Consider the following 26,148-nt stretch of genomic DNA (forward strand, 5'->3'; position numbering starts at 1 on the left):
GTTTGCCGTGTCGATGCGTTGTCGGGGCCCCTGCCTCCGTCCGCTGCCACAATCCGCTGCCACAATGCCTGGGTTCGCGAGGAGGAGGGGTCCCTATGATCGCGGAGACGGCGGCGTTACGGCTGGGTACGGTCGTGGCGCAGGCGGCGGGGCGGTTGTGGCTGGGCGGCAAGCAGCGTGAGCAGGAGCGTTTGCTGCCGATGGAGGAGCTGGTCCGGGTGCGCGTGCCCGGCCTGCGGCTCCAGCGTGAGGTGCGGCAGCAGTTCGAGCAGATCACCAACGCGGTGTTCGACCGGCTGGAGCCGTTCCTGAAACATGCGTTCCAGCGTTTGGACGAGGGCGGCCGTCAGGCCGTGCTCGACGCCGTTTCCGACACGTTCCTGCGGGCCGATCTCTCGGACGAGGCGCTCCTTGCCGCGGACGCCCAGCCGGCCGCGCTCATCCGCCGCATCACTGGTTCCGTGAGCGCGCCGAGCGGGCTCAACGAGGCGGAGACCCAGCTGTACGAGGTGCTCTTCGCCGAATGCGTCGAGTACTACGTCCGCATCGTGCGCAGCCTCCCCGTATTCGAGGAGCGGGTAGCAGGGGAACTGCTGGCCCGAACTGCCACGCTGGGCGCCGAAGTCGGGAGAATTCTGGAGCGGCTGCCCGATCGTTCGCTGTTCGCGCCGGACGGAACCGACCAGGACACGGCCTTCCGCCGTGCCTATCTGGAACTGGTCAGCAGGGATCTCGACGAGGTGGAGCTGTTCCGCCGTACGTCCGAGCAGGGGACCGCTCCCCGCGTACGGCTCTCGGTCGCCTACGTCAGCCTGCGGGCCACCGGAGACGACGGCTCCCGCCGGCGGTCCATCCGCTGCCTGCCACGGCTCAGGCCCGACATGAGCTTCTGGGAGGAAGCCGCGGGCGAGAGTTCCGGCATGCGCGTCGAGGCCGCGTTGAGCGGTGCGTCACGGGTGTTGCTGCGGGGCGAGGCCGGCTCGGGCAAGACGACCTTGCTGCGCTGGCTGGCCATCATGGCGGCGCGCGGGGCTTTCAAAGGCGAACTTGCCGCCTGGAACGGGCTCACCCCCATCTTCATCAAGCTGCGCGAGTACGGCGACCGGACGCCGCCCAATCCGGAAGCGATGCTCGACGGAATCGCCGGGCCCATCACCGGTATCCAGCCCAAGGGCTGGGTGGAACGGCAGCTCGCCGGGGGCGGTGCGCTGCTCCTGATCGACGGGGTGGATGAGCTGCTCGAACGGGAACGCCGAGCGGTGCGCGAGTGGCTGCGCAAGCTCCTGGGGCAGTACGACAAGGTACGGGTGGTCGTCACCTCGCGTCCCGCCGCGGCCGGCGTGGACTGGCTGCGGCAGGTGGGCTTCGCAGCCCTCCACCTGGACCGGATGTCGCCCCCGGACCTGGCAGCGTTCGTACGGCAGTGGCACCTCGCCGTACGGGAACTGGGCGATGAACTGCCATGCGCCGTCGATGACCTGCCGAGGTACGAGCAGTCCCTGCTCACCAGCCTCAAGGACCGCGCGCATCTTCAGTCCTTGGCGGGCACGCCGTTGTTGGCGGCCATGCTGTGCGCCATGCACCTGAACCGGGGGCGGCAGCTTCCCCGGGACCGCATGGAGCTGTACCGAAATGCCTTGCACACACTCGTCCACGACCGGGACGCGGACAGGAACGTGCCGAGCGCGGTGGACAGCAAACTCAGTCTCCGCGACAAGCTCGTCATATTACGGGACCTCGCATGGCGTCTTTCTGACAACAACCGTAGTGAGATCGACTTGGAGAGAGCGGCTGTATACGTCTCGGCGCAGCTGCGGGCCATGCGCCATCTTGATATTCCGGACGGCACTCAGGTGCTGGAACAGCTACGGCACCGGTCAGGGATTCTCCGGTCCCCTGCCAAGGGCCGCATGGACTTCGTGCACCGTACGTTCCAGGAATATCTCGCCGCCAACGAGGCCGCGGAGGAGGACCGCATCGGCAATCTGGTCGGCCGGGCGCATCTGGACCTGTGGCGGGAGACCATCATCATGGCGGCCGGCCATGCCAACTCCCGGCAGCGTGAAGAACTGCTGGGCGGGATTCTCGACCGCGCCGAGGAGGAACCCCGGCACGCCCGGACACTGCGGCTGCTGGCAGCGGCCTGCCAGGAGACGCTGCCTTCCGTGCCGGACGGGCTCGCCGACCGCCTGGACAAGGCCGTGACCAAGCTGCTCCCGGCCCGGCGGAGGACGGACCCGCCCGCGCTGGCGGCGGTGGGGGCCAGTCTGCTGCGCTGGATGCCCAGGTCCTTGGGGCACCTGACCGAGAATGCCGCGGAGCGGACGGTGGAAACCGTGGCGTTGATCGGTGGGGAAGAGTCCCTGGAGCTGCTGGCGGGGTATGTGGGCGACGAACGCCAGGGCGTTGTCGACGGACTGATCAACGCATGGGACTACTTCGACGCCGGCACCTATGCCGACCGGGTTCTGTCTCGGCTGCCGTTGGAAGAGACCGATGTCCGGTTCACTCATTCTGGTCAGCTGAACGCGGCAAGCCGGTTGCCCTCGCTGACCTCCGTCTCAGTCAATCACCCTGTGAGAGATTTGGGATTCCTCGCAGAGTTTCCACCCTTGCAGCATGTGTATGTCAGCGGGTTGCGGGCGGAGGCAGACTTGTCCGTACTCCGGCTCCACCCCGGCCTCAAGCAACTCCTGGTGTTCGGCAGCGGGGCGGTGAGCAGGGAATCGGTCCTCACGGATCTCACAGAACTGAACTGGCTGGCACTCCCATTATCCGAGGGCCTGAACCTGGAAATTTTGCAGAGGATGCCGAAACTCCGATCCGTGGCCTTGTCCCGGGTCACAGCAGCCACCGACGTGAGCGCGGTGACAGAGGTCCCCCACCTGGAGAGTGTGCACCTGCTCGGGTCACACAATGGCATGCCGACAGGTTTTGAAGAGCTAGCAGACATGGCCGCCCTCAAGGACCTGAATCTCTTCAATCACGACGTGTCCACCTGGCTCACGGCGCTCAGAAGCGCGCCGCCCTCGCTGTCCTACCTGCACCTGCGCGCCTGTGTCGTCCCCCCTGACCCCCAGGCTTTCGCGCGCTTCGAAGCACTCCGAAGCGTGGATCTCGGCCACTGCCGCACCCCCGACGGCACCCCCATCACCAGCCTGGACATCCAGGGCGTGAACGTCAGCGTCACCTGACCCCACCGCGGCCCCCAGTGCCGCCCTGCGCCAGGATCGCCCCCAGCGCCGTCCGCTCATGGACCACTGCCCGCCCCGCCCGCGTCGTCGTGACGAGTCCCGCGCTGCGCAGGGCTGTGGTGTGGGTGGAAATGGTGGGGGCGCTGAGGCTGAGGCGGCGGGCCAGGGCGGTGGTGGTGTGGGGGGTGATGAGGAGATGGAGGATTTTGGTGCGGGTGTGGCCGAGGACCGGGGCCAGGGTGTCGTGCGGGGCGGATGTGCCGGTGGGCTGGAGCGGGAGACCTGGGCCGGCCGGGTAGGTGAGGGCCAGGGGGTGGTCGTGGCGGTCGGCCACGAGGGGGTGGCCGGTCCAGTGGAAGGTGGGGTGGAGGAGGATGCCCCGGCCGTTGAGACGGATGGTTCGGGGGGTGGGGGCGGGGAGGGACCAGGTGTGGTCGTCGAGGTTGAGGTGGGTGTTGGGGAGCAGTTGGGACAGGGCGGCGGCGGTGCCGTGTTCCGCGGTGGTCAGGGCGTGGCGGGTGAACTCCGCTCGGTGGAGATCCTGAACCAGGGGCCAGACCGGGCGTAGGACGGTTTCGAAGGCCATGTGTTGGGCTCGGAGGAGCAAGGACCAGGCGTCATCGTCGCCGCGATGGAGGGCCTGGATCCAGGCCGGTGGGGGATGCGGTCCGGCAGCGTAGACGCGTCGCAGTTCGGTGCTGATCAGCGTCGGACGGGACGACCGTAGGGTCTCCAGCGCCTCGGGGAGCGAGTCGCTGTACACGTCGAGGAAGCTGGGGGCCCGGCCGCCGGGGACCAGGTCTCGTAGCGGCAGGACGGCAGGGGGCAGGGAGCGGAGCAGACGCTGCCGCCAGCGGCCGAACAGGAGCGGGTTGTCGCCGGACGCCATTTTCATGAAGGCGGTGTTCAGCTCCAGCAGCGGGGCCGGGCGGGGCGCTATGCGGATGCGGGCGAAATCCGCAGTAGTGAAGTGGATCTGCAGCACTGCTCCCCCTGGTGGTGCTCGCGCCATCGTTTTGGGCTGGGGCTAAAGGTTCGCCCGGGTTCGCCTCCGGGCGCCATGGTGCGGGTACGGCGGGTGCGTTCGCACGGGCCGTCGGATGGGGACCAGTTGGCCGGTGGGAGTCGGCTGGTGACAGGGGAGGAGAGATGGACATGGTGCGTGCAGGCAGGGGATCGGGCGGGCCGGGGCGGCGTGGGGCGTTGAAGATGGGCGTGGCCGGTGTGGTGAGTGTGGCGGGGTTGGTTACGGGGCGCGGTAGTTCCGCGGAGGCTCGGCAGGGTCTGGGGAGGGCGCCTGGGGATGTCGTGCTGCGGTTGCCGGAGCCGACCGGGCCGCATCCGGTCGGGGCTGTGGAGCTGTACTTGGTTGATGGCGGCCGGCGGGACCCTTGGGAGGACATTGCCGTACGGGAGGTGATGGTCTCGGTGTTCTATCCGGCGCGGTCGGTGCGGGGATTTCCGGTGGGGCGGCAGATGTCCCAGGACGTGGCGCGGGAATTCGGGGCCCTTATGCCGCGGGTGCACCCGGAGTTGCCTTCGGCAGGGGTGGACTGGGCGGCCACCCGTACGCATGCGCACCTCGGCGCGCCTGTGCTGAGGGGCGGTCGTCGGCCGGTCCTGCTGTACAGCCCTGGTGGCGGGGACCCGCGTGGGCTGGGGACGTCTGCTGCTGAGGAGATGGCGAGTCATGGGTGGGTGGTGGTGTGTGTCGACCATCCGGGGGACGCGGTGGCGGTCGAGTTTCCGGTGGGGCGGGAGGGGCGTAGGAGGGTGAGGGCCACGGTGTTCAGGGGGGATCCGAGGGCGGATGCGGGGTTGTTCCGGACCGTTGTGGAGACGCGGGTGGCGGATGTGCGGTTTGTGTTGAACGAGTTGGAGGAATGGGCGGGCGGCGGGCGGTCAACGGACGCGGCGGGCCGGCCGGCACCGGAGGGGCTGGCTCGGGCGTTGGATTTGCGGCGGGTGGGCGTGTACGGGCACTCGGTCGGCGGGACCACAGCGGCGCAGGCGATGTACGAGGACCGCAGTGGCCCACGAGGCCGGCACAGCCGGCGTATCGAGGCAGCGGTCGACTGGGAGGGCTTTCTCGATCAGGCACCGGATGCCTCGGGGCGGCCCGGTGAGCTGCTTCCGGTGGCCCGGTACGGCGTGGACCGGCCGCTGCTCCTGGTGGGTACGGACGGCTTCCAGGGCAGGACGGAGATGGAGCGGTCCTGGAGCGCGATGCTTTCCCACCCGGGAGGGCGTACCTGTCGGCAGCGGATCGGTGGCGCCGCGCACTGGGTGTTCACGGATCTCGCGGCGATGGTGCCGCAATTGCAGGACGCGGGGCTGATGACGGCCGAGGGGCGGAAGAGGCTGGTGGGAGCCGCCGGGCCGGAGGTGTCGGTGCCGGCCGTACGCCGGAGTGTGCGGGCGGGCTTCGCGCGGCATCTGCCGCCTCCCTCCTGAACGAGAGGCCGAAAGCCCAGGAGCTGGTCAAGAAGTTGAACGGCGGGGCTGGGGAGGATGGGCGGGCGAACGGTCGGGCGCTAGAGTCGGGTTGCAGGCCAGAGCGACGAGGGGGCGGCCGCCGATGATGCCGGACGAGGCTGTGGTCGGCTGTGCCGGAGAGCTGGTCCTCGGGACCCGTGGCGCCGCCGGGCCCGGTGAGGTCCTGGTACGGGTCAGAGGTGGGACCGAGACGTTCCTCGCGTGGTCCGACGATCCGCTGCCGCGTGGGACGGCCGTGCTCGTGGTCGAGTCCCGGGGCGGCCGCCAGGTCGACGTGATCAGATGGGCCGATCCATTGGACGCGTTGGCCGGTGACGCCGGCGACGCCGGTTGAGGAGACGACGAGAGATGTTCGGTTACCGCGTTCCGGCCCCCAACGAGGCGATGCTGATCTCGGGTGGCAGGCGTGGGCTCGGGGGTGCGCCGTTCCGCGTGGTGACCGGCCACGGCAAGTTCGTCCTGCCGATCTTCCGCAAGACCCGCTTCCTGACCCTGGCGATGTGCGAGTCGGAGGTCGTCGAGACCTGTGTGACCCGGCAGGGCATCGCCCTGACCGTACGGGCCGTGATCGCCTTCAAGGTCGGCAACGACACCGAGAGCATCGTCAACGCGGGGCAGCGGTTCCTCTCCGACCAGGACCAGATGTCGGTGCTGACCGGCCGGATCTTCGCCGGTCACCTGCGGTCCATCATCGGGTCGATGACGGTGGAGGAGATCGTCACCGAGCGGCAGAAGCTGGCCACGGAGGTGCTGGACACCTCCAAGTCGGAGATGGCGAAGATCGGGCTGCACGTGGACTCGTTGCAGATCCAGTCGATTGACGACGGTGACACCGGCTACATCGACGCCATGTCCGCCCCCCACAAGGCGGCGATCCAGCGCCAGGCGCAGATCGCGCAGGCGCAGGCGACGCAGGCCGCGTCCGAGGCGGAGCAGGAGGCGGCGCGCAAGCAGGCCGAGTACGCGCGGCAGACGGCCGTCGTCCAGGCCGAGTACAAGGCCGAGGTGGACCGGGCGCAGGCCCAGTCCGCGCAGGCCGGTCCGCTGGCGGAGGCGCACGCGCAGCAGGAGGTGCTGGACGCGCAGACCGAACTTGCCGAGCGGGCCGCGCAGTTGCGCCAGCAGCAGCTGGTGGCCGAGGTGGTCAAGCCCGCCGAGGCGGACGCGGAGCGCATCCGGGTGCTGGCCATGGCCGAGGCCGAGCGGATGAAGATCCAGGCGGAGGCGGCCGCGTCGTACGACCGGGTGGCGCTGGACCGGATGCTGATCGACCAGCTCCCGCAGATCGTCAAGGAGGCCGCCGCCGGCCTCTCCGGCGCGAACGTCAACGTCCTCAACGGCGCGGACGGGCTCGGGGAGATCGCGGCGGGCCTGGTCGGGCAGGGGCTGACGATCCTGGATTCCGTACGGCGGAACCTGGGCGCGCCGGAAGAGGGCACGGGCGAGAAGCGGGTGCCGGAGCAGGGCAGCGGGCGGGTGGAGATCGAGTAGGGGAGCAGGTGGAGGAGCCCGCCAGGCGTGCAGGGAATCGGTAGGTGGGGGCGGGCACGGGCGCGGGCGGGTTTGATCGCCGTACGGGAAGCGGGCGGGCCGGTCGGTGACAGCGACCGGCCCGTGGCGGCGACCTGCGCCGGAGACCGGTCGGTGCCCTTTCGCCGACCGGTGTCGGCGACCGCTCAGTGGCGGCGGCCGGCCTGGGCGCGGGTGCCGGCGACGGCCAGAGAGGCGGCGGAGATGCCGACGGCGGTCATGGTCGCGGTGACGGCGCTCTGCCGGGTCAGGCTGTCCGCCGTCAGCAGGACGGTGGCGGCGATGACCGAGGCGACGATGTTGCCCGGTAAGAGGTAGAGCAGGAACGTCAGTTGCGGGTGGTTCGGGTTGCGGGGCGGTGCCGGGGCGGGGACGTCCGGGTGGCTCTGGTGGAGGCTGGACCAGCGCTGGGTCTCCTCGTGCTGTTCGCGGGAGCGTTGCAGACGGGATACGGCCAGGAGGGCCGCGGCCGTAAGGGCCCCGGCGGCCGTGACGGCGCCGAGGGCGGGCCATGGCACCGGGGTCAGCAGAAGGACGGCGACGAGTGCGGGCGTGCACCAGAAGGTGAGGCAGGACGCGGCGGCGATGCGGTGCGAGTACGGCCGGTCGGCGCCGGCGCGCAGGGCGGCGGCCGCGGGGAGGTACCAGACGCAGCCGGCGGCGAAGAGGGCGGTGGCGCCGAGGGCGAGGGTGGCGTGGGACACGGGGGTTCCTCCCTCGTGGGAGAGGGGTGGTGGGGCGGGGGTGCGTCGGGAGCGGGAACCGAGGGTGACGGGACCGCGGCTGCGGGGCCCACGGCTGCGTACGCGTCGGCGTGCGCACGCAGCCGTGGGCCGGGGACGTCAGGTGGTCCGGGCCGTCTCCAGGGCGGCGACCTCCGGGTGATGCAGGTCGAAGGCCGGGGATTCGCTGCGGATGCGCGGCAGCGAGGTGAAGTTGTGGCGGGGCGGCGGGCAGGAGGTGGCCCATTCCAGGGAGCGGCTGTAGCCCCAGGGGTCGTCGACGGTGACCTTCTTGCCGTATTTGGCGGTCTTCCAGACGTTGTAGAAGAAGGGCAGGAAGGACAGGCCGAGCAGGAACGAGCCGATGGTGGAGAGGGTGTTGAGGGTGGTGAATCCGTCGGCGGCGAGATAGTCGGCGTACCGCCGGGGCATTCCCGCCGCGCCGAGCCAGTGCTGGACGAGGAAGGTGAGGTTGAAGCCGACGGTGAGGGTCCAGAAGGTGATTTTGCCGAGCCGCTCGTCGAGCATCTTGCCGGTGAACTTGGGCCACCAGAAGTGGAATCCGGCGAACATCGCGTACACGACCGTGCCGAAGAGCGTGTAGTGGAAGTGCGCGACGACGAAGTACGTGTCGGATACGTGGAAGTCCATGGGCGGCGAGGCCAGGATGACGCCGGTCAGGCCGCCGAAGACGAAGGTGATGAGGAAGCCGGTGGCCCAGAGCATCGGTGCCTCGAAGGACAGTGAGCCCTTCCACATCGTGCCGATCCAGTTGAAGAACTTCACTCCGGTCGGCACGGCGATCAGGAACGTCATGAAGGCGAAGAAGGGCAGCAGTACGCCACCGGTGACGTACATGTGGTGGGCCCACACGGTGATCGACAGACCCGCGATGGAAATCGTGGCGGCGATCAGTCCGATGTAGCCGAACATCGGCTTGCGGGAGAAGACCGGGATGACCTCGGAGATGATGCCGAAGAACGGCAGGGCGAGGACGTAGACCTCGGGGTGGCCGAAGAACCAGAACAGGTGCTGCCACAGCAGCGCGCCGCCATTGGCCGCGTCGAAGATGTGCGAACCGAATTTACGGTCCATTTCGAGGGCGAAGAGGGCGGCGGCCAGTACGGGGAAGACCATCAGGATCAGCAGCGCGGTCAGCAGCACGTTCCAGGTGAAGATCGGCATCCGGAACATCGTCATGCCGGGCGCGCGCATACAGATGATGGTGGTGATGAAGTTGACGGCGCCCAGGATGGACCCGAAGCCGGAGAACGCCACGCCCATGATCCACATGTCGGCGCCGACGCCGGGCGAGTGCACCGCGTCCGACAGCGGCGCGTATGCGAACCAGCCGAAGTCGGCGGCGCCCTGCGGGGTGAGGAAACCGGCCGCCGCGATCAGCGAACCGAACAGGAACAGCCAGTAGGCGAGCATGTTCAGGCGCGGGAAGGCCACGTCCGGAGCGCCGATCTGCAGCGGCATCAGCCAGTTCGCGAAGCCGGTGAACAGCGGCATCGCGAACAGCAGCAGCATCACCGAGCCGTGCATCGTGAACGCCTGGTTGAACTGCTCGTTGGACATGATCTGCGTGCCGGGCCGGGCGAGTTCGGCGCGCATCAGCAGCGCCATCAGGCCGCCCACCAGGAAGAACACGAAGGCGGTGACGAGGTAGAGCGTCCCGATCTTCTTGTGGTCGGTGGTGGTCAGCCACTCCACCGGGATACGGCGGCGGGTCGGGCGGGGGCCGAGCGCGGCGGGCCGCGGCTCGGTGACGGCGCCGGGCGGCGGGCCGGTGTCGGGCCCGCCCCCGTCGGCCGCGCCGTCGTGCCCGTCCGGATTCCGGTGGGTGCCCGGCTCGGTGGCGGGCCCGCCCCGGGCGCCGGGGTCTCCCTGCGCTCCGGGGTCTTGCTGCGTACGTGTAACCGATCCGTCCACCGGGCTGTGTCCTTCACCTCTGGCGCATGACTTCGACTGGCCGGGAAGAGCCTTCAGCACGGGGGAGAGACCGGCTCTTCCCGGCCGCACCAGGATCAGTCGCGCCGCGTGCGCCGCCATAGGGCCGGGCGGACCCGGGCCACCGCCGAGGGTCCCTGACCGGAACGGCCCTCCGGGCCCGGGGCCGACGGGCCGGGAGGGCCTGCCGGACGGGCGCGGTGGCAACGGGCCGGGAAAGCCCGCCGGACGGGCGCGGCCGGGCGGGCCCGCCGGACGGGCGCGTGCGGCGCCGTACCGCGGCAGGCACGCGTGGGGGCGGTGCCGTACTGACACCGCCGGGCCCGGAGAGCCGTCCGGAGACGTCCGAAGCAGACCTCCGTACGCCCCTCCCCTACCGCCCCCCGCCGCGCCGCTGCTCCTGCTGTCCCCGTATCCGGCCGGCGATCACCGCGGCCTGCACCCGACGCCCGACGCCGAGCTTGGACAGGATCGTGGAGATGCGGTTCTTCACCGTCTTCTCCGCGAGGAACAGGCGGTCCGCGATCTCCCGGTTGGTCAGGCCCTCGCCGATCAGCTCCAGGATCTCGCGCTCCCGGGGCGCGAGCCGGTCCAGTTCGGACTGCGGGGACGCCTCGGCCTGCTGCGGGGCGCGCAGCCGCGCCATCACGCGGGAGGCCGTGCGCGGGTCCAGCATCGACTTGCCGGCCGCCACCGTCCGTACGGCGTTCACCAGGTCGGAGCCGTTGATCTGTTTGAGGACGTACCCGGCGGCGCCCGCCATGATGGCATCGAACAGGGCCTCGTCGTCGTCGAAGGACGTGAGCATCAGGCAGGCCAGTTCCGGCATCCGGGCGCGCAGTTCGCGGCACACCTCGATGCCCTCGTGGTCGCCGCCCGACGACTCGCCCCGCTCCCCCAGCCGTACGTCGAGCACCGCCACCTGCGGGCGCACCGCGGGCACCCGGGCCAGCGCCTCGGGGCCGCTGGACGCCTCTCCCACGACCTCGATGCCGTCCTCCGCGTCGAGGAGGTCGCGGACGCCGCGGCGGACCACCTCGTGGTCGTCGAGGATGAAGACGCGCAGGGGCGGCGCGTCCGGTGCGGCGGGGCCGGCGGGTCCGGTGTGCTGGTTCATACGGCTCTCGATCTGTCGGCCTGGCGGGCCGGCGGGTGCCGGTCCGGGGCGCGGTGGTCCGGTGGGCGGCCCGGTCGGACGGGCCGGCCGGCGGCTGTCCGGGCCGGGTGGTCCGGTGGCCCGGATTCCGCCGTAACGCCCAGTATCGTCACGCGCGTTGGCGACGCGCGCACGAGGTGCGGGGCCTGCGCGCAAAGGGTCCGCAGGGCATCACACACCGGTGCGCCGGTCGGCGGCGAGGGCCGAAAGTCCTGCGGGAATAGGGCCGTTTGGGCACCTTTGCCTGGTGCCATACTGGCGCGCCCCATCCCCTTCAGGAGGTCCGCTCATGCCACGCCTCGCGTCGTACGCCCGCACGGTCAGAGCGCTCCGAGCCGTTCCGGCCCTCCCTTCGTTCCCCCTGCCCGCCTCCCGCCCGGCCCGTGCCGCCTGCCCGGACGGTGCGTCCTTCCGGGCCGTCGAGGGCAGTTCCGCCGCCTCGATGTACGCCGCGCGTCCGGCCGTGCGCCCATGAGTACCGTCAACGAGGACTACCACGCCCTGCTCGCCCGGCACGAGGCCATGCGGCTGCGCCGCAGAATCCTTTCGCCGAACGGGGAGCGCGAGGGCGCCGCCCAGGACCGCCCGGCCTACGGCGCCCCGGCCGGCGGCCCCCGCGCCCTCGGAAGTTCCGCCATCCCGTCCGGAAACGTCTCGGGGCCCGGCGCCGCCGGGCCGTACCCGGCGGCGTCCGGGGGCGATGCGTACGACGGCGCCGCCGACCAGCGGGTGATCACCGAGTACCTGGAACTCGTGACGCCGTTCGGCGAACTGATCACCCATCTCTACGACGCGATGTTCCGGAGGTGGCCCTACCTGCGGTCGCTCTTCCCGGAGTCGATGGAATTCCAGCGCGCCCATCTGGCGCGCGCCTTCTGGTACTTGATCGAGAACCTGCACCGTCCCGACGACATCGCGGAGGTCTTCGGGCGGCTCGGCCGCGACCACCGCAAGCTCGGGGTGCGCCCCGTGCACTTCGAGGCGTTCGAGGCGGCGCTGTGCGAGGCGCTGCGCCGTACGGCGGGGCCGCGCTGGGCCGAGGCCGTGGAGCAGGCGTGGGTGCGGATGCTGCGGTTCGCCGTCGCCGCCATGGTCAGCGGCGCCGAGGCCGCCCTCGGCGAACCGCCGTACTGGCTCGCCACGGTGACCGAGCACGAGCACCGCCGCCCGGGCCTCGCCGTGCTGCGCGTGCGGATGCACGAGCCGTACCCGTATCGCGCCGGGCAGTTCGCGGCGCTGGAGTCGCCGCATCTGCCGCAGGCGTGGCGGCAGTACTCGATCGCCTGCGCGCCCCGGGACGACGGCGAGCTGGAGTTCCACGTGCGGCAGACCTGCACGGGCGGCGTGAGCGAGGCCCTGGTCGCGCACACCCGGGTCGGCGACACCCTGCGGGTCGGCCCGCCGCGCGGATCGTTGACGCTGGACGACGAGCTGGCGAGCGACCTGGTCCTGGTGGCGGCCGACACCGGCTGGGCGCCGATGAAGGCGCTGCTGGAGGAGCTGTCCGCGCGCCGCGGCCACCGCAACGTGCGGCTGTTCCTCGGCGCGCACAGCTTCGCCGACCTGTACGACGCGGGCGCGCCGTCCGAGCTGGAGCGGCGGCGTCCCTGGCTGCGGGTGACGCCCGTCATCGGGCGGCGGCCGGAGACCGGCGGTTCCTTCGGGCCGGACGCGTACGGCTACGACGCGCTGGCCGAGGCGGTGGCCGACGCGGTGACGCGGCACGGCGACTGGTCGGGGCACCTGGCGTACGTCAGCGGGCCGACCGCGGTGGTCGGCGCGACCGTGGCGCGGCTGACGGCCGCGGGGGTGCCGCCGCACCACATCCGGCACGATCCGCTCTCCGACATCCTGCGCCCGCCGTCCGGCCCCGAGGCCGCGGCCGGCGACCCGGCGGCGGGCGGGCCCGCCGTGGTGTCCCGGTCCCGGGGCGCCGCGTCCGGCAGGGGCACGGGTACGACTGCGAGCACCGCGTTCGAAGGAGCCGACTCATGAGCGTGCCGACGACCGCGTCCGCCGTACGGACCGGCGGCGCGACCGGACCCGCCGCTTCCGGGCAGGCTCTCGCGCGGCACATCGTCGTCATCGGCGGCGGCATCGCCGGGCTCGCCGCCGCCCACCGGCTGACCGGCGCCGGTCTGCGGGTGACGCTGCTGGAGTCCACCGGCCGGCTGGGCGGCAAGCTGCGTTCGGGCGAGATCGCCGGGACACCGGTGGACCTGGGCGCCGAGGCGCTGCGGGTGCCCCGTCCGGAAGCGGTCGATCTGGCGCGCGAGGTCGGTCTCGGCGACCGGCTGCGGGTCCCGGCGACGACGGACGCCGCGCTGTGGACGCGGGGCGCGCTGCGGCCGATTCCGAGCTGCCGCGGGCGGGACGTCCTCGGCAGGGCGCGTACGGCCGACACGTACGAGGTGTCCCTGCGGGCCGCCGTGCCGCAGCTGTTCGAGGCGGCGCGGGACGACGGGGCGCTGCTCACCGGTGTGCGGAAGGTGCGGCGGCGGTCGGCCGAGCAGCAGCGGCGCCTGGCCGAGGAGCGGCAGGCGGCGGAACGGCGGCGGATCGCGGAGGAACGCCGGATCGCGGAGCAGCGCCGGATCGCCGACCGGCCCGGCAGCACGGACCGGCCGGGGCCCGCCGGCCGGCCGCGGTCCGGGCCGCTCGTCCCGCGTCCCCGTTCCGGGTTCACCCGGCCGGGTCCGGGCGCGGGCTGCGCCGGGCCGGAGTACGCGGACCCGGGGGCCGGGGCTGACCCGGGGGCGGCCCGCACCATTCCGGACCTGTCCCGCGGCGGCCCCGACTACCTGGGCCTGGACGGGGGCGCGGGCACCCTGGCGGGCGCCGTGGCCGATGCCGTACGCGCCGCCGGCGGCGAGATCCTGCGCAACACCCCGGCCCTCGCGCTGACCCGTGGCCCGTTCGGCTGGGAGGTGCGCACGGCCGCCCGCACCCTGCTGTGCGACGGACTGGTCCTCGCGACTCCGGCCTGGACGGCGGCCACCCTGCTCGCCGCCGAGGCGCCGCTCGCGGCGGCCGAGCTGTCCGAGGTCGCGTACGCGTCGATGGCGCTCGTCACGATGGCGTTCCGGCGCTCGCACATGGAGGGCCTGACGGCGTTCGACGGCCGGTGCGGCTTCCTCGTACCGCCCGGGGACGGGCACACGATCAAGGCGTCGACGTTCCTGACCCGTAAGTGGGACTGGCTGTCGGAGCGGGCACGGGACCTGTTCGTGCTGCGGACGTCCATCGGCCGGTACGGCCAGGAGGAGGTCCTCTACCTGGACGACGCCGACCTGGTGGGCGCCGCGCTGCGCGATCTGGGCGAGGCGACCGGGCTGGCCGCGCGGCCGGTGGCGACGGACGTGACCCGGTGGATCGGCGGTCTGCCGCACTACGCCGTCGGGCATCCGGCGCGCGTGACGCGGGTCCGCAACGGGCTGTCGGCGCTGCCGGGGCTGCGGCTGTGCGGCGCGGCGTACGACGGCGTGGGGGTGGCGGACTGCGTGGCGAGCGGGCAGCGCGCGGCCGACGAGATCATCGCCGGGGCGGTGGCCTGACGGTCCTGGGCTGACGGCCCCGGGCCGCTGGGCCGGGGGCCGCTGGGCCGGGGGCCGCTGGGCCGGGGGCCGCTGGGATTTCAGGGGCGCCGGGGGCGCGTACGCACACTGAGGCGTGCGGATACGTGCCCCGGCGCACGCCGCACCTTTCACGCGCGCGTAAAGCCGGGGCGCGCCGTCAACCGCCACCACCATGGCATCGGAAGCACCCCTGATGCGACGTCAACGGGCTTGCGCACGTGCCAAACTGAGCCCGTGGAGCAGCCACCGCGCTCTCCTGGTGTGCCGGGAAGTCTGGTCGGCGGTCGGTTCGTCGTGCGAGCGGGTCCATGCGCCCGGGGCAGGTGGCCATGGCAGGCATCGATGAGACGCTGCGTGACCTGGTGCGGCTGGAAGGCGTGCGAGGTGCCTCGATCGTCGACTACTTCAGCCGCCTGACGCTCGGCGCGGTCGGCGACCCGTCCGGCCTCGACCTCGAAGCGGCGGCCCGCGGGGACACCGACGTGGTGCGCGCCAAGCTGTCCACCCTGGAGCTCCTCGGTTACCGCCCCGAGCGGATCGAGGACATCCTCATCACGCTGGACGACGAGTTCCACCTCATCCGGCCCCTCACCCGGCGCACGTGCCAGGGCATCTTCGTCTACCTCGTACTGGACCGGGCCGGCGGCGATCTGGAGACCGCGCGGGAGAGCCTGCGGAAGGTCGAGTCGGAGCTCGACGTGTGAGCCGTCCCCTCGCCGAGCCGCCCACCGGGCGCGTTGTGCCGGGCGCGTTGTGCCGGGCGCGTTGTGCCGGGCGCGTTGTGCCGTCGGAAGGCGGCGGAGGGGGAAGAGTGGGTACGCGCAGGTGTACGGCCCGGCCCTGCCGTGGCGGCGAACAGGAGGAGGCGGACGATGCACGTGGGACTGCTGCGCACAGTGGGCGCGACGACGGCGGTGTACGGCCTGGCGGTCACCGCCTGGCCCGGCCTGCTGGCCAAGCCCTCCGGACTGGCGGAGGCGGACGGCCGGACGGCCGCCGCCACCCGCACCTCGCTGCGCCCGCTGGCCTGGCGTGACGCGGCCTGCGGCCTGGCGCTCGCCCTGGCGCCGGCGGGCCCTGCGCTGCGGACCGCCGCCTGTCTCCGGGTCGCGGCGGACTTCGGCGACGCGGCGCTGCTGGGCGTGACGCTGCCCGGACGGGCCCGGCGGCGGGCGGCGGTGGCCGTCTCCGTGGGGTGGGGTGCGCTGTCGGTCGCGGGGCTTCTGTGGCCGGGGCCCCGGCCCGCGTGACGCCCCGTCCTCGTGCTCCCGTACCCCCGTCCTCGTAACCCCCTCCCCCCTCCCCCTCCTTGCGATCCCGCCTTCCCCTCCTCCCCCACGAAGACCGGAGCGACCCGCGTGAGTGCTGCCTCGATCGCCCTGTTCACCTCCGACCTGCGGATCCACGACAACCCCGTCCTGCACGCCGCCGCGAAGGGCACGGGCGGCGTCGTGCCGCTGTTCGTCGTCGACGACGGGGTGCGGGCCGCGGGCTTCGACGCGCCCAACCGCCGGGCGTTCCTGGCGGATTGCCTGGCGGACCTGGACGACGCGCTGCGCGCACGCGGGGGGCGGCTCGTCGTCCGTTCGGGTGATGTTGTCGAGCAGACCGCCAAGGCAGCGGCCGAGGCGGACGCCCGCGACGTGCATGTGGCGGGCGGGGTCAGTGGTTACGCGCAGCGCCGCGAGGAGCGGCTGCGGCGCGCGCTGGAGGCCGACGGGCGGCGGCTGCACGTGCACGACGCGGTGGTCACCGCCCTCGCGCCGGGCGAGGTCACCCCGGCGGGCCGGGACCACTTCGCGGTCTTCACCCCGTACTTCCGCCGCTGGCAGGCCGAACGCCACCGCGACGTGCTGCGGGCGCCCCGGCGGGTGCGCGTCCCCGACGCGGTCCGCTCGCGGGCTGTGCCGCGGCGGCGGGACGTGTCGGGGGTGTCCCCGGGGCTGGCGGCGGGCGGCGAGTCCGAGGGGCGCCGCCGGATGTCGTCCTGGACGGGCAGCCCGCTGCGCCGCTATGCGCAAGGGCAGGACGACCTCGCCGGCGACGCTACGTCCCGCCTGTCCCCGCATCTGCACTTCGGTACGTTGTCGGCCATCGAGCTGGTCCACAAGGCCCGTAAGGCAGGCGGCGACGGTGACGGCGCCGAGGCCTTCGTACGGCAGCTCGCCTGGCGGGACTTCCACCACCAGGTCCTCGCGGCCCGCCCCTCAGCGGCGCACGCCGACTACCGGGGACGGCACGACCGCTGGCGCCGCGATGAGGAGGAGGCCGAGGCGTGGCGTACTGGCCGTACCGGTTACCCGATCGTGGACGCGGCGATGCGGCAGCTCGCCCATGAGGGGTGGATGCACAACCGCGCGCGGCTGCTGACCGCCAGTTTCCTGACCAAGACGCTGTATCTGGACTGGCGGCTGGGCGCGGCGCACTTCCTGTCGCTCCTGGTCGACGGCGACCTGGCCAACAACCAGCTGAACTGGCAGTGGGCGGCAGGCACCGGCACCGACACGCGGCCTAACCGGGTGCTCAATCCCCTGGCGCAGGCGAAGCGTTTCGACGCCGACGGCGCGTACGTACGGCGCTGGGTGCCGGAGCTGGCGGACGTATCGGGTCTGGAGGGCGGCGCGGTCCACCAGCCGTGGAAGCTGTCGCCCGCGAAGGCGCGGGCGGAGCTGGACTATCCGGACCCGGTCGTCGACCTGGCCGACGGGCTGGCGCGGTTCAAGCGGGCCCGCGGGCTCGACTGAGGGGGCGGGCTCCGCTGAGGGGGGCCGCGGGCATCTCCTGGGTGCGAACGGTCTGCGGAGTGCGGGCGGACGAGCCGGGCTGCGGGGTGCGGGCGGATGCCGTCGATGTCGCTCTTGGCCGGGTATGGCGGGCGGTTCCGGTCAATCGACCGGTCCGTGTTCTCGGGCGCGGTTCCCGTGGCTAGCCTGTGCGCCGACCTGCTCCACTCGTACGCACGAAGGAGAGCGATCATGGTCGACATCCCCACCACACCCGGTACCGCCTGGGACGAGGTCTCGTCCCTGTACGGGCAGATCGTCGGCAACCCCTCCGTGGCCCCGAACGCCGACGGCCGGCTGCAGGTGTTCGCCCGCGGCAAGAACGAGCAGGCACTGTGGACCATCTGGCAAAAGCACGACGGCGGCTGGAGCGACTGGGAGAACCTGGGCGGTTCGCTGGGCAGCGAGCCCAACGCCGTGCGCGGCGTCGACGGCCGGATCTCCGTCTTCTACAAGGGCTCCGACGGGCATCTGCACCACGTACGGCAGGGCGCCGTCAACGTGGGCTTCAACCCGGACGACGTCCTCGTACGCAACATCGGCGGCGACCCGGTCCCCGCCGTGAACGCCGACGGCCGCCTGGACGTCTTCTTCCGCGGCACCGACACCCAGCTGTGGCACGTGTACCAGCAGAACGTCGACTACGAGAGCTGGGTGGCGCCGTCCAGCCTGGCCGGCGGCGTGCAGGGCAACCCGGCGGTGGCGCGGGCCGGCGACGGCAAGCTGGAGGTCTTCCACCACAGCACCAACGGCAACCTCTACGACAACCAGCAGAAGGTCCCCGACTCCAGCGACTCCTGGAGCGGGCACTTCGAGCTCGTACGCAACATCGGCGGCGGCGTCGAGGCCGGTCTCGACTCCGACCAGCGCATCCAGGTGTTCTTCCGCGGCACGGACACCCAGCTGTGGCACATCCAGCAGAAGGCCGGCTACGACTCCTGGACCTCGGCGTCCAGCCTGGCCGGCGGCGTCCAGGGCACACCGGCGCTGGCGCGCGCGGCGGACGGGCGGCTGGTGGTCTTCCACCACAGCACCAACGGTCACATGTACGTGGCCGAGCAGTCGAAGATCAACGGCGTGGACTGGAGCGGCCACTTCGAGCTGGTGCGCAACGTCGGCGGCGACCCGGTGGTCGGCACCAACCGGGACGGGCGGCTGGAGCTGTTCTTCCGCGGCACGGACGAGGCGCTGTGGCACCGGCCGCAGAAGTTCGTGTAAGCCGGTCGTTCCTGTAGGGGCGGGGGCGGCGCGGGGCGGGCGGTGCCGTCAGGGGCGCGTCGCTTTGAGCGAGTACATGAGCGGGACGCGGGGGCGGTCGGCGGGCAGCCGGTAGAAGCCGTCGTCCCCGCGTTCCAGCGAGCCGAAGCGCTGGAACATCGTCCAGTCGTGTTCGTGCAGGAAGTCCAGGCGCAGGCCCGACGCGGCCAGCGCCGAGACGACGTCGCCGAGGGGGTGCTGCCACTCGACGCGGCGGTTGTTGACCGTCGGCGCCGCGAAGTCCGTGTACGTGCCCGGGCTCTCGTCGATCCAGGCATCCCGGCTGAAGTAGTCGTGCGCGACGCGCGAGGCGCTCTCGTCGTCCAGGATGTCGGTGATCGGGTGGAACTCGGCGAGGTAGAGGAAGCCGCCGGGGGCGACGAGGGAGGCCGCCGTCTCGGCCCAGCCGCGGATGTCGGGGAGCCAGCAGAGCGAGCCGATGCCGGTGTAGACGATGTCGTACGTGTCGGGAGCGGCCGCCGAGGCGGCGACGGCCCCGGCGGCGTCGTACACGTCGGCCGTGAGGAAGGTGGCGCGGTCCGGGCCGATGCCGACCTCGGCGGCCAGGGTGCGGGCGGCGGCCACGGCGGGCTCGGAGAAGTCCAGGCCGACGACGTGGGCGGCGCCGCGGTGCGCCCAGGACAGGGTGTCCTGGCCGATGTGGCACTGCAGGTGCAGCAGCGTCCGGCCGGTCACGTCGCCGACCTCCGCGACCTCGAAGTCGCGGATGACGTCGCGGCGCCGGCGGAAGCCGTCCTGGTCGTAGTAGTCGCTGGCGAGGTGAAGAGGAACCCGCTCGTCCCACATGGCTCGGTTCGCCACACGCCAGTCCTCAGGTCCCGTGTGTTTCACCATCCGCCGAAGTTATCCACAGGCTGGGGGCCGCGCCAGCGGAATTTTCCCGGGCCTGCGCAGAATGGGGCCATGACTGACGAGACCACCAACGCCAACACCGACGCTTCGGGGCCGGGCGCCCCGGGGACGCCCGGCTCTCCCGGAGCCGCCGCACCGGACTGGGTGCAGCGCTTCCGGGCGCCGCGGGTCGGCCTGCCCGAGTGGGCCGAGGACGCCCCGGCCCGCTCCCTGTTCGTGTCCAACGCGACCGGCACCTTCGAGCTGTACGCCTGGGACCGCGCGAGCGGCGAGCAGCGGCAGGCCACCGACCGGCCGAACGGCACGACGGACGGCACCCTCACGCCGGACGGCGAGTGGATCTGGTGGTTCTCGGACACCGACGGGGACGAGTTCGGTGTCTGGCGTCGGCAGCCGTTCGGCGGCGGCGCGGACGAGCCGGCCACGCCGGGCCTGGAGGCCTCGTATCCGGCGGGCCTGGCGCTCGGCCGGGACGGCACGGCGGTGGTCGGCCGCTCCACCGACGAGGACGGCACCACCGTCCATGTCGTACGGCCGGGGCAGGAGCCCGTGGAGATCTACCGGCACCGCGAGTCGGCCGGCGTGGGCGCCCTGTCGCACGACGGTGCGCTGATCGCCATCGAGCACACCGAGCACGGTGACGCGATGCACTCCGCGATCCGCGTGGTGCGGCCGGACGGCTCGACGGTCGCGGAGCTGGACGACACCAAGGGCGGCACCGAGGAGCTGGGCCTGTCGGTGATGGGCTTCGCGCCGGTGGACGGGGATTCCCGGCTGCTGGTGGGGCACCAGCGGCGGGGCCGCTGGGAGCCGATGATCTGGGACCCGCTGTCGGGCGAGGAGAGCGCCCTGGACATCGACCTGCCGGGCGACGTGGCCGCCGACTGGTATCCGGACGGCGCGGCCCTGCTGGTGGAGCACGAGTTCCGGGCGCGCGCCGAGCTGTGGCGCTACGAGCCCCTGACGCGGATGCTGACCCGTGTCGAGACGCCGGCCGGGACGGTCTCCGGGGCGACGGCGCGGCCGGACGGTTCGGTGGAGTACCTCTGGTCGTCGGCCGCGCAGCCGCCGGAGGTGCGCTCGACGAGCGGGCGGGTCGTCCTCGACCCGCCCGGTGTGAAGGCGCCGGGCTCGGTGCCGGTGACCGACGCGTGGGTGGAGGGCCCCGGCGGCACGGTCCACGCGCTGGTGCAGCAGCCGGCTGGCGATGGCCCGTTCCCGACGGTGTTCGAGATCCACGGCGGCCCGACGTGGCACGACAGCGATGCTTTCGCGTCCGCGCCCGCGGCGTGGGTGGATCACGGCTTCGCCGTGGTGCGGGTCAACTACCGCGGCTCGACGGGTTACGGCCGGGAGTGGACGGACGCGCTCAAGCACCGCGTCGGGCTGATCGAGCTGGAGGACATCGCGGCGGTGCGGGAGTGGGCCGTCTCCTCCGGGCTGGCCGACCCGGAGCGGCTGGTGCTGTCCGGCGGCTCGTGGGGCGGATATCTGACGCTGCTCGGGCTGGGCACCCAGCCCGAGGCGTGGGCGCTGGGCCTGGCGGCGGTCCCCGTGGCGGACTACGTCACGGCGTACCACGACGAGATGGAGGCCCTGAAGGCGATGGACCGCACGCTGCTGGGCGGCACGCCGGAGGAGGTGCCGGAGCGCTTCGAGGCGTCCTCGCCGCTGACGTACGTGGACGCGGTGCGCGCCCCGGTCTACATCTCCGCCGGGGTCAACGACCCGCGCTGCCCCATCCGCCAGGTGGAGAACTATGTCGACCGCCTGAAGAAGCGCGGCCACCCCCACGAGGTGTACCGCTACGACGCCGGCCACGGCTCGCTGGTCGTCGAGGAGCGCATCAAGCAGGTCCGCCTGGAACTGGACTTCACGCGCCGGTACCTGGGCCTGGGCGGAGATGGAGCCCTTAAGGAGTAGCTACCTACGGCGGGGCGGGGGGGGTGGGCGGGGGGGGAGGGCCCCCGGAGCGTCACGGGGTCGCTGCCCCACCCTCGCCCCCGGCCCAGCCCCGTCCCGTGCCGACTCCGCCTCGCCCCACCCCGCCCCGTCCCCCGTCGCCCCCACACCCGTCCGTCCGGGACAATGGAGGTTTGTACGGAGCACGGCGGTCTCGGAAGCGGTGCTCATCACGGGGCAGGGGAGCACTCCTGCTCGTCATGCGGCAGGAGAACAAGCGCGGTGTCCCAGAAGCACGAAGCCCCCTCGGCCGGGGGCGACCGTCTCGACCTGCAGGCCGACTGCGGCAGCTGCTTCGGCCTGTGCTGCGTCGCGCTGCCCTTCGCCGCCTCCGCCGACTTCGCGGTCGACAAGCCCGCCGGCAAGCCGTGCTCGAACCTCCAGGCGGACTTCAGCTGCGGCATCCACGCCCGCCTCCGCGACAAGGGCTTCTCCGGCTGTACGGTCTTCGACTGCTTCGGCGCGGGCCAGAAGGTCTCGCAGGTCACCTTCGGCGGCAAGGACTGGCGCAGCGCGCCCGGCACCTCACGGCAGATGTTCGACGTGTTCCCGGTGATGCGCCAGCTCCACGAGCTGCTCTGGTACCTGTCCGAGGCGCTGACGCTGCCCGCCGCCCGCCCCATCCACAAGGACCTCCGCCGCGCGCTCAAGGAGACCGACCGGCTCACCCGCGGCAGCGCCGATGCGCTCGCGGAGGTGGACGTGGCGGCCGTACGGCAGGACGTCAACGCTCTGCTGCTGCGCACCAGCGAACTGGTGCGGGCCGCCGTTCCCGGCCGTAAGAAGAAGAACCACCGGGGAGCCGACCTGATCGGCGCCCGGCTTCGGGGAGCCGACCTGCGGGGCGCCAACCTGCGCGGCGCCTATCTGATCGCCGCCGACCTCAACGGCGCCGATCTGCGGACCGCCGACCTGATCGGCGTGGACTTCCGTGACGCGGATCTCGGCGGCGCCGACCTCACCGGCAGCATCTTCCTCACCCAGGCCCAGGTGAACGCGGCCAAGGGCGACGCGGCGACCAAGCTGCCGCCGGGCCTCAGCCGTCCCGCTCACTGGTAGCCGCGGCGCTCACACCCGTGGAACCGGAGCCGCAGGCGGAACCAGCACCGGAACCGGAGGCGGAACCGGAACCAGCACCGGAGCCGACCCCAGAAGCCCCATCGCCCGCGCTCTCCTCGCCCTCGCCCCCGTCGCCCGCGCCCCCATCGCCCGCGCCCTCCGCCGGTACCAGCCCCAGCGCCACGTCCCTGGCCGCCTCCGCCTCCCGGCGGAACAGCCGGAACCACATGAAGACGACGAACCCGGCGAACACGAACCATTCACCGGTGTACCCCAGGTTCTGGAACGCCTTCAGGTCCAGCCCGCTGCCCTCCGCCGCCGCCGGCGGTACGGCCACCAGCGGCGCCTGCGCCTTGGTGACGGTGATCCAGGCGTCGTACACGTCGTACGGCACGATGTTGACCAGCGACGCCGCGCTGATCATGCCGAGCTGCCCCGACGGCAGCCCGCCGCCCGCGTGCACCCCGTCGGTGCCCTGGTTCTCCGACGCCTGCAGGGCCCCGGTGACCGTCACCGCGCCGCTCGGCGGCGCGGGCACCTTCGCCCGGGTGTCCCGCGCGTCGACGTCACCGGGCAGCCAGCCCCGTACGACCGGGAGGGCCTTGCCGCCGTCCGTGCGCAGCAGCGTCAGCACGTAGAAGCCGCGCCGTTCGTCCAGCTGCCGGTCCGGTACGAGCAGCTGGTGCGCGGTGTCGTAGTGGCCGGTGGCGGTGGTCTGGCGGCCGGAGGTGACCTTGTCCACCGGCAGCAGCTCGTCCAGCGGCCGGGCGGCGGCGGCCGCCGCCTCGGCGGACCGGTCCTCCTGCTGGTGGTGCGTGTCGACGCGGTCCTCGAAGCGGCTCAGCTGCCAGCTGCCCATGAAGATGCAGAAAGGAATCGCCAGTACGGCGAAGACGTTGATTCCCCACCACCGCGGGGTCAGCAGGAACCGGTACACAACGCCAACGGTACGGGGAGCGCCGCCCGGACCGGACGGCGGGGCCGCGGCCACGTCGCGCCACGGGGCCCGGCCCACCGCCGGCTACTGGGTCGGCAGCGCTTCGGTGCGGTAGACCGTGCCGGCGCAGGCGTCCGGAACCTTGGCGTCCGCCGCCGCGGGCTGCCCGGCCTCCGGCGTGTGGCTGAGCACGACACCGCCCGACGGGTTGGAGCCGCCGCTCCCCGGGGACCCCTCGCCGCCGCCGGCCTGACTGCCGCCCGTATCGGCGCTGCCCCCCTCGCCGGAGGACGAGGAGGCACCCGGCGATGTCTCCCCGGGGGCCTTCGAGGGCGGCGGGGACGGCGACGGCGGCGCGGCACAGCCGGTCGTCCCGCCACCCTCCGCCGGGATCCACGCGAACTTGACCTCGTACGCCTCGCCCGGCTTGAGCACCAGCTGATCAGGGGTCGTGATCGGGTCGGGCAGGCCGGGGGCCGCGTCGCCCGCCGTGTGATCGACGACGTGGACGCGCGAACTGTCCGTACTGCCCTTGGCGACCACGCCGACCTCACCGCCGCCTTCGACCGAGCACGCCGCGTCGGAGGTGTTCACCACCCGGAACGAGCCGTAGACGCGGCCCGCCGAATCGGCCGGGCCGACCGAGCTGACACCGTTGCCGAGCTGCGCGCGCGAGCAGGCCGGCGAGGTGACGTCCATCGTCCCGGACGGGCCGGGCGTGGTGACGCCGGTGCCCGGCTGCTTGCCGTTCTTGTCCGGGCCCTTGCCGGGATCGGTGGGCTTGCCCTCTTCGTCGGTCTTCTTCCCGCCGGGACCGGCCGACGGCTTGCCGCTGTGCTCCGTGCCCTCGCCGTGCTCGCCTCCGGTGCTGCCCGGTGTGCGCTGCGTACTGGCGGCGTTGGCGGGGCGGTCCTCGGGGCCGTCGGTGAAGGCGGCCACATGCACCATCGCGGGGATGGACGTACCGCCGAGCAGGACGGCCGCCGCCGCGCCGACGACGGCATGGCGGCGTCGGCGGCGACGGGCCGGGACCGCGCGGCGCAGCTGTTCCAGCGAGTCGGGGGAGGGCTCCAGGTCGCCGACGGCGGAGCGCAGCAGCCGCCGCAGCTCGTCCTCGCCTACGCCGGGGCCGTCGGGGGTGGGGCCGTCGTTGCCGGGTCCAGCGGTGCCGGGGCCGCCGGTACAGGAGTCGGCAGGGCCGGGGGCATGGGCGCCGGGGGCTTCGTGTGTTCCCCGCGGCTGCGGCTCTTGCGTTCCGTTCAGGTTCTCAGGGTTCTTCGAGCTCTTCGGGTCGTTCGGGTCGTTAGGGCCGTTCGGGTCGTTCGGCTTGCTCGGACTGTTCGGGTTTGCCTCGAGGTTCGAGTCCCGCGGACCCTGCACTCCCTCCGGACCCCGCACTCCCTCCGGGCCCCGCTCCCTCGCCGAGCCCCGCCCTTCCTCCGAGTCGTACGGTGCTTCCTGCCGGTCGAACGGTTCCTGCGGGTCGTACGGGTCGAACTGCTTGCCACTCATGCGGGAGCCTCCATGGCGACGCGCAGCGCCGCGATACCCCGTGAGCCGTACGCCTTCACCGAACCGAGCGATATCCCCAACGTCTCGGCGACCTGGGCCTCGGTCATGTCCGCGAAGTACCGCAGGACCAGGACCTCGCGCTGGCGACGCTGCAGCCCCCGCATCGCCTTGATCAATTGGTCGCGCTCCAGGAGGTCGTACGCGCCTTCCTCGGCGCTCGCCATGTCGGGCATCGGCTTGGAGAGCAGCTTCAGCCCGAGGATGCGGCGGCGCAGCGCCGAACGGGAGAGATTGACGACTGTCTGGCGCAGATAGGCGAGCGTCTTCTCCGGATCGCGCACCCGGCCCCGGGCGGAGTGCACCCGGATGAAGGCCTCCTGGACGACGTCCTCGCACGAGGCGGTGTCGTCCAGCAGCAGAGCGGCCAGTCCCAGCAGTGAACGGTAGTGCGCGCGGTAGGTCTCGGTGAGATGGTCGACAGTCGTGCCCGCAGCCATCGCGTCGTCAGTGTCCCCACGCTGAGAGGAGATCTGCGCGGGCTGCGCGGCGGGCCACGGGGCGATCACCGGCATACCCCCGGGCATGCGGGGCCGCAACGGCCGCACTGCTGTGCCGCCGGAGCCCCCTGGGGCGATCGCGATGCCGAGTACCTCTGCCACGCCTGTTGGACACGTTTCCCCCCATCAGGGTTGTACGCGCAAGACACCGTGTTTGACGGCGAGCCAAATGCCCTCATGCGTACCAGCTCTTCCCCAATACCCCAGTTGTCCCGCAGGTCCATGGACGCCCTTGAAGGGCGGCCACAAAGACGCTCCCCGCCCAACTACCGGTTGCAGCAAGGGGGGAGCGAATAGTCGAACACAGCGTCGGGCCAGTTCAAGTGGTTTGGACCAACGAGTCGCCCACAGGACCTTCACACAACTCACAAGGTATCTCCTGAGCGGATCAGTGACAGCACCAATCGGGTCAGAGACCGTTCGAATCGGCACTCCTCGGCCATGAACCGCGCTTCCCGGCCAACCGAGGGTCGCATACCGGTTCCCGGACCCGACGGCCGGTCCCCGGAAGTCCCGGCCACCTCGTCCGCCCCAGCCAACCCCGGCCCTCCGACTGCCGGTCCGCACGGCCGCACGGCCGCA

The 26,148-nt window shown here is 72.3% G+C and carries 20 protein-coding genes; 12 read left to right on the forward strand and 8 right to left on the reverse strand.

What is annotated here, in order from left to right; all coding sequences use genetic code 11:
• Positions 1-95 precede the first annotated feature (95 nt).
• Positions 96-3,194: an NACHT domain-containing protein gene (locus tag ACFV57_RS36260; protein ID WP_385241319.1), complete on the forward strand. Its 3,099-nt coding sequence runs from the start codon at positions 96-98 to the stop codon at positions 3,192-3,194.
• On the opposite strand, the gene ACFV57_RS36265 is transcribed toward ACFV57_RS36260, so the two are convergent.
• Positions 3,187-4,179, reverse strand: a complete 993-nt coding sequence (locus ACFV57_RS36265; RefSeq protein WP_385241322.1) for an ArsR/SmtB family transcription factor — start codon at positions 4,177-4,179, stop codon at positions 3,187-3,189. The two genes, ACFV57_RS36260 and ACFV57_RS36265, sit on opposite strands and share 8 nt — an antisense overlap.
• A gap of 527 nt (positions 4,180-4,706) precedes the next feature.
• Here ACFV57_RS36265 and ACFV57_RS36270 point away from each other — a divergent pair.
• The 3 genes from ACFV57_RS36270 (at position 4,707) to ACFV57_RS36280 (ending at position 7,181) form a co-directional block, all read left to right on the forward strand.
• Positions 4,707-5,648 (forward strand): alpha/beta hydrolase, encoded by a 942-nt coding sequence (locus ACFV57_RS36270; protein ID WP_385241424.1) that lies wholly within the window; start codon positions 4,707-4,709, stop codon positions 5,646-5,648.
• Positions 5,649-5,772: 124 nt separating this feature from the next.
• Positions 5,773-6,024: a hypothetical protein gene (locus ACFV57_RS36275; protein WP_385241325.1), complete on the forward strand. Its 252-nt coding sequence runs from the start codon at positions 5,773-5,775 to the stop codon at positions 6,022-6,024.
• A gap of 14 nt (positions 6,025-6,038) precedes the next feature.
• Positions 6,039-7,181 (forward strand): flotillin family protein, encoded by a 1,143-nt coding sequence (locus ACFV57_RS36280; RefSeq protein WP_385241328.1) that lies wholly within the window; start codon positions 6,039-6,041, stop codon positions 7,179-7,181.
• A gap of 185 nt (positions 7,182-7,366) precedes the next feature.
• Here the strand turns inward: ACFV57_RS36280 and ACFV57_RS36285 are convergent, their stop codons facing one another.
• The 3 genes from ACFV57_RS36285 to ACFV57_RS36295 all read right to left on the reverse strand — a co-directional run bounded on the left by ACFV57_RS36285 (position 7,367) and on the right by ACFV57_RS36295 (position 11,012).
• A complete protein-coding gene (locus ACFV57_RS36285) occupies positions 7,367-7,924 on the reverse strand; it encodes a hypothetical protein (protein WP_385241331.1) in 558 nt (185 codons plus the stop codon).
• A 138-nt stretch (positions 7,925-8,062) separates the two neighbouring features.
• Positions 8,063-9,877 carry a cytochrome c oxidase subunit I gene (ctaD, locus tag ACFV57_RS36290; protein WP_385241334.1) on the reverse strand — a complete coding sequence of 605 codons (1,815 nt, stop codon included), beginning with the start codon at positions 9,875-9,877 and terminating at the stop codon, positions 8,063-8,065.
• A 391-nt stretch (positions 9,878-10,268) separates the two neighbouring features.
• Complete coding sequence (locus tag ACFV57_RS36295; protein WP_385241336.1) at positions 10,269-11,012, reverse strand: response regulator; 744 nt, start codon at positions 11,010-11,012, stop codon at positions 10,269-10,271.
• Between the two features lie 510 nt (positions 11,013-11,522).
• Here ACFV57_RS36295 and ACFV57_RS36300 point away from each other — a divergent pair.
• The 6 genes from ACFV57_RS36300 to ACFV57_RS36325 all read left to right on the forward strand — a co-directional run bounded on the left by ACFV57_RS36300 (position 11,523) and on the right by ACFV57_RS36325 (position 18,627).
• Positions 11,523-13,046, forward strand: a complete 1,524-nt coding sequence (locus ACFV57_RS36300) for a globin domain-containing protein (protein WP_385241339.1) — start codon at positions 11,523-11,525, stop codon at positions 13,044-13,046.
• Positions 13,043-14,605 (forward strand): protoporphyrinogen/coproporphyrinogen oxidase, encoded by a 1,563-nt coding sequence (locus tag ACFV57_RS36305; RefSeq protein ID WP_385241342.1) that lies wholly within the window; start codon positions 13,043-13,045, stop codon positions 14,603-14,605. Before ACFV57_RS36300 ends, ACFV57_RS36305 begins: the two co-directional genes overlap by 4 nt.
• Before the next feature lie 350 nt (positions 14,606-14,955).
• Complete coding sequence (locus tag ACFV57_RS36310; protein ID WP_385241345.1) at positions 14,956-15,330, forward strand: hypothetical protein; 375 nt, start codon at positions 14,956-14,958, stop codon at positions 15,328-15,330.
• 168 nt (positions 15,331-15,498) lie between these two features.
• A complete protein-coding gene (locus tag ACFV57_RS36315) occupies positions 15,499-15,876 on the forward strand; it encodes a hypothetical protein (protein ID WP_385241348.1) in 378 nt (125 codons plus the stop codon).
• Positions 15,877-15,984: 108 nt separating this feature from the next.
• Entirely contained in the window at positions 15,985-17,370 is a 1,386-nt protein-coding gene (locus tag ACFV57_RS36320; protein ID WP_385241351.1) for a cryptochrome/photolyase family protein, read from the forward strand.
• Positions 17,371-17,601: 231 nt separating this feature from the next.
• Positions 17,602-18,627 (forward strand): hypothetical protein, encoded by a 1,026-nt coding sequence (locus ACFV57_RS36325; protein ID WP_385241354.1) that lies wholly within the window; start codon positions 17,602-17,604, stop codon positions 18,625-18,627.
• A 48-nt stretch (positions 18,628-18,675) separates the two neighbouring features.
• On the opposite strand, the gene ACFV57_RS36330 is transcribed toward ACFV57_RS36325, so the two are convergent.
• On the reverse strand, positions 18,676-19,521 hold the full coding sequence (locus ACFV57_RS36330) for a class I SAM-dependent methyltransferase (RefSeq protein ID WP_385241356.1): 846 nt from the start codon (positions 19,519-19,521) through the stop codon (positions 18,676-18,678).
• A 69-nt stretch (positions 19,522-19,590) separates the two neighbouring features.
• Between ACFV57_RS36330 and ACFV57_RS36335 the strand changes: the two genes are divergently transcribed.
• Both ACFV57_RS36335 and ACFV57_RS36340 read left to right on the forward strand, forming a co-directional pair.
• Positions 19,591-21,462: a prolyl oligopeptidase family serine peptidase gene (locus tag ACFV57_RS36335; RefSeq protein WP_385241358.1), complete on the forward strand. Its 1,872-nt coding sequence runs from the start codon at positions 19,591-19,593 to the stop codon at positions 21,460-21,462.
• Positions 21,463-21,723: 261 nt separating this feature from the next.
• Complete coding sequence (locus ACFV57_RS36340; protein ID WP_385241361.1) at positions 21,724-22,560, forward strand: pentapeptide repeat-containing protein; 837 nt, start codon at positions 21,724-21,726, stop codon at positions 22,558-22,560.
• Here ACFV57_RS36340 and ACFV57_RS36345 read toward each other — a convergent pair.
• From ACFV57_RS36345 to ACFV57_RS36355, 3 genes are all read right to left on the reverse strand, one after another.
• On the reverse strand, positions 22,538-23,497 hold the full coding sequence (locus tag ACFV57_RS36345; protein WP_385241363.1) for an SURF1 family protein: 960 nt from the start codon (positions 23,495-23,497) through the stop codon (positions 22,538-22,540). The two genes, ACFV57_RS36340 and ACFV57_RS36345, sit on opposite strands and share 23 nt — an antisense overlap.
• Positions 23,498-23,581: 84 nt before the next feature.
• Positions 23,582-25,009: a DUF4232 domain-containing protein gene (locus tag ACFV57_RS36350; RefSeq protein WP_385241366.1), complete on the reverse strand. Its 1,428-nt coding sequence runs from the start codon at positions 25,007-25,009 to the stop codon at positions 23,582-23,584.
• The gene (locus tag ACFV57_RS36355; RefSeq protein WP_338015960.1) at positions 25,006-25,581 is read right to left on the reverse strand and encodes a SigE family RNA polymerase sigma factor; all 576 of its coding nucleotides are present in this window, start codon (positions 25,579-25,581) and stop codon (positions 25,006-25,008) included. The genes ACFV57_RS36350 and ACFV57_RS36355 overlap by 4 nt, the downstream gene beginning before the upstream one ends.
• Positions 25,582-26,148: the final 567 nt, after the last annotated feature.

Origin of the sequence: Streptomyces sp. NPDC059788 (assembly GCF_042732265.1) — a bacterium.
In the GTDB taxonomy this organism is placed as follows: domain Bacteria; phylum Actinomycetota; class Actinomycetes; order Streptomycetales; family Streptomycetaceae; genus Streptomyces.

Excerpts from the sequence above, each read along its gene's own strand:
- ACFV57_RS36280 (WP_385241328.1), top strand. The coding sequence starts at position 6,039 with ATGTTCGGTTACCGCGTTCCGGCCCCCAACGAGGCGATGCTGATCTCG.
- ACFV57_RS36260 (WP_385241319.1), top strand. The coding sequence starts at position 96 with ATGATCGCGGAGACGGCGGCGTTACGGCTGGGTACGGTCGTGGCGCAG.
- ACFV57_RS36275 (WP_385241325.1), top strand. The coding sequence starts at position 5,773 with ATGATGCCGGACGAGGCTGTGGTCGGCTGTGCCGGAGAGCTGGTCCTC.
- ACFV57_RS36325 (WP_385241354.1), top strand. The coding sequence starts at position 17,602 with ATGGTCGACATCCCCACCACACCCGGTACCGCCTGGGACGAGGTCTCG.
- ACFV57_RS36270 (WP_385241424.1), top strand. The coding sequence starts at position 4,707 with ATGCCGCGGGTGCACCCGGAGTTGCCTTCGGCAGGGGTGGACTGGGCG.
- ACFV57_RS36355 (WP_338015960.1), bottom strand. The coding sequence starts at position 25,581 with ATGCCGGTGATCGCCCCGTGGCCCGCCGCGCAGCCCGCGCAGATCTCC.
- ACFV57_RS36350 (WP_385241366.1), bottom strand. The coding sequence starts at position 25,009 with ATGAGTGGCAAGCAGTTCGACCCGTACGACCCGCAGGAACCGTTCGAC.
- ACFV57_RS36295 (WP_385241336.1), bottom strand. The coding sequence starts at position 11,012 with ATGAACCAGCACACCGGACCCGCCGGCCCCGCCGCACCGGACGCGCCG.
- ACFV57_RS36310 (WP_385241345.1), top strand. The coding sequence starts at position 14,956 with ATGGCAGGCATCGATGAGACGCTGCGTGACCTGGTGCGGCTGGAAGGC.
- ACFV57_RS36335 (WP_385241358.1), top strand. The coding sequence starts at position 19,591 with ATGACTGACGAGACCACCAACGCCAACACCGACGCTTCGGGGCCGGGC.
- ACFV57_RS36315 (WP_385241348.1), top strand. The coding sequence starts at position 15,499 with ATGCACGTGGGACTGCTGCGCACAGTGGGCGCGACGACGGCGGTGTAC.
- ACFV57_RS36300 (WP_385241339.1), top strand. The coding sequence starts at position 11,523 with ATGAGTACCGTCAACGAGGACTACCACGCCCTGCTCGCCCGGCACGAG.
- ACFV57_RS36305 (WP_385241342.1), top strand. The coding sequence starts at position 13,043 with ATGAGCGTGCCGACGACCGCGTCCGCCGTACGGACCGGCGGCGCGACC.
- ACFV57_RS36330 (WP_385241356.1), bottom strand. The coding sequence starts at position 19,521 with ATGGTGAAACACACGGGACCTGAGGACTGGCGTGTGGCGAACCGAGCC.